At 63.5% G+C, this 3,254-nt stretch carries 2 rRNA genes; both read right to left on the reverse strand.

The features are described from left to right. Positions 1–115 (reverse strand): 5S ribosomal RNA (gene rrf, locus NW848_RS13900). Between the two features lie 87 nt (positions 116–202). Continuing rightward, positions 203–3,144: ribosomal RNA gene (locus NW848_RS13905) — 23S ribosomal RNA — on the reverse strand. Positions 3,145–3,254 lie beyond the last annotated feature (110 nt).

Raw genomic sequence — 3,254 nt, forward strand, 5'->3', positions numbered from 1 at the left:
AGGGTGCATGGACCTAGGTTCCCAGCGGTGAGCCGCCAGTAGGATCGGCGCTGCGGTGTTTCACGACCCGGTTCGGGATGGGACGGGGTGGGTCCACCGCGCTCCACACACACCCAATGGCTGAAGGAACGGTCGCCCCTTCACCCCTCACGCGATTGCCTGGGGGGACATCTTCCCCTGCTGCCGGTCGGTTCGCCGTGACGGAAGGAAGCCCTCGCCCCTGCGCACCGGTCGCCTCTACGGGTCACCCCGCCTCCAGCTCCGGCCGCTTTCCCCGCTCATCTCGCGGGGGGCTTACCAGCCTTGCGCTGTGAGAGCAGTCGTCTTGCGGCGTGTTTCCCACTTAGATGCTTTCAGCGGTTCTCACTCCCGGACATAGCTACGGAGCCTGCAGGACGCCCTACAACTCCTCCACCAGCGGTCCGTCCAGCCCGGTCCTCTCGTACTAGGGCCAGCCCCGCGCACTGCTCTAGTCGCTCAGAGCGGATAGAGACCGAACTGTCTCACGACGTTCTGAACCCAGCTCGCGTGCCGCTTTAATGGGCGAACAGCCCAACCCTTGGGACCTACTCCAGCCCCAGGATGCGACGAGCCGACATCGAGGTGCCACGCTCCGCCGTCGATATGAACTCTTGGGCGGTCTGAGCCTGTTATCCCCGGGGTAGCTTTTATCCGTTAAGCCACAGGCCTTCCACCCGGTCCTGTGGGATCACTACGGCCGACTTTCATCCCTGCTCGGCTGGTCTGCCTCGCAGTCAAGCGCCCTTCTGCCGTTGCACTCCACGGCGGATGACCATCCCGCCTGAGGGCGCCGTTGCGCGCCTCCGTTACCTTTTAGGAGGCGACCGCCCCAGTCAAACTACCCACCAGCCACCGTCCCCGCCGCAGGCGGGTGAGGGCAGCGCAGACCGAAGAGTGGTATTTCACCGTCGGCTCCAGTCAGCCCGCAAGCCGACCTTCTTCGCCTCCCACCTATCCTACGCATCGGCCTCCGCTACCCGATGGCAAGCTGTAGTAAAGCTCCACGGGGTCTTTTTGTCCCGCTCTGAGTTGGCCGCATCTTCACGGCCACTGCAATTTCACCGAGCCCCTGGTCGAGACAGTGCCCAGGTCGTGATGCCTTTCGTGCGGGTCGGAACTTACCCGACAAGGAATTTCGCTACCTTAGGACTGTTATAGTTACAGCCGCCGTTTACCGGGGCTTCGGTTGGGAGCTTGCACCCCGCCCCTTAACCTTCCGGCACTGGGCAGGCATCACCCCCTATACGTCGCCTTACGGCTTGAGCAGGGAGCTGTGGTTCTGGTAACCAGTCGCCTGGGCCTGGACCCTGCGGCTGCCTCGCGCTCCACCCGCTAGGGGTTTCACGCTACGCGCAGCACCCCTTCTTCCGAAGGTACGGGGTCAATTTGCCGAGTTCCTTAACCAGGGGTCACTCGTCCACCTTGGTTTCCTCAACCTGTCTACCGGTGTCGGTTTGCGGTACGGGCGTGGGTGGTCTTCCGAGCCGGCCTTTCTTGGCTGCACAGGCGCCTCGCCATCGGCGTGCGGTTGCCCGCACCCCTTTCACTCGCCTCTCGGTCACCGCCGCACGGATTTGCGTCGTGCGGCTCCCTACCGGCTTGGACGGCGCTCGTCTCGCCGCGGCGACTACCCCTCAGCATCCGGCATTGGTCAAACGACCACCACACGGTACAGGACTATCAACCTGTTGTCCATCGGGTCAGGCGTGTGCCGTCCCCTTAGGCCCGACTACCCTGCCGCGGTGCACCCGTGCGGCAGAACCCTTAGACTTTCGGTGGCGATGATTGCGACATCGCTTCTCCGTTACTCATTCCGGCATTCGCACTCGTCGTCACTCCACCGACGCTTCCGCGCCGACTTCGGCGCGACGACGACGCTCCCCTACCGTTTGCCGATGGCAAACCCGCGGCTTCGGTGCATCGCTTTGCCCCGTTACAGCGTCGGCGCAGCGCTGCTTGACCAGTGAGCTGTTACGCACTCTTTCAAGGATGGCTGCTTCTAAGCCAACCTCCTGGTTGTCTGAGCGGCGCCACAACCTTTCCCACTTAGCGATGACTGGGGGACCTTAGCCGGCGGTCTGGGTTGTTTCCCTCTCGACGACGGATGTTCGCACCCGCCGTCTCACGCGCGGTGCCCACCCCTGGCATTTGCAGTTTGCCGTCGCTTGGTAAGCGGTGAAGCCCCCGCACAACAACAGCGCTCTACCTCCAGGGGTGGCGTAGCCGCGGCTGTACCTCAATACATTTCGGGGAGAACCAGCTATCTCCGTGTTCGATTGGCATTTCACCCCTACCCACAGCTCATCCGAGCCTTTTGCAACAGACACCGGTGCGGCCCTCCACGTCCTGTTAGGGACGCTTCAGCCTGGCCATGGGTAGCTCACACGGTTTCGGGTCTATCCCCGGCGACGGTCGCCCTGTTCAGGCTCGCGTTCACTCCGGCTCCGGCTGGCACTGCCTTAACCACGCCACCGAGGATAACTCGCCGGATCATACTCCAAAAGGCACGCGGTCACCGGTGTTTCCGGCTCCCACGGCGTGGAAGCACACGATTTCAGGGTCTCTTTCACTCCCCTCACCGGGGTGCTTTTCACCGTTCCCTCACGGTACTGTGCGCTATCGGTCACTGCGTGTAGGTTGCCTTGGACAGTGGTCTGCCCAGCTTCAGCCCGGGTTCTTCGTGCCCGGACCTACTCAGGAGCGACCCACCCGGCTAAGGCGCCCGCCTACGCGACTGTCACGCTCTGCGGTGCAGGGTTCCACACTGCTTCGGCTCAGCGCGGTCGCTCGGGTGACCGACGAGCAGGTCGGTCACGGGTCGTCCTCCAACCCCGCGGGCGCAACGGCTGCTCCCTATTTCACGCCCGCGGTTTAGGCTGCACCCGGTTCGCTCGCCGCTACTACGGGTGTGGTTCACGCTTCCTCCGGCTACTGAGATGTTTCAGTTGGCCGGGTTCCCGCTCCGCTGCTGCGGAGCGCTGCCAGATGGCAGCGGGTTGCCCCATTCGGAGACCTCCGGATCACAGCCTGCACGCGGCTCCCCGGAGCATATCGGTGCCGTGCCCCGTCCTTCATCGGCACGCAGCGCCATGGCATCCATCGTGTGCTCATCATGTCTTCCTTCCGTCACGGCCAACCGACCGTGACCCGGTCACACGGTGCGGGTGGACGCACGCACCGCAGACCGGCAGCAAATAACTCTTTGCAATCGCGTGAGTTGTTAAGGTACGACC

This window comes from Synechococcus sp. RC10A2, assembly GCF_047502605.1.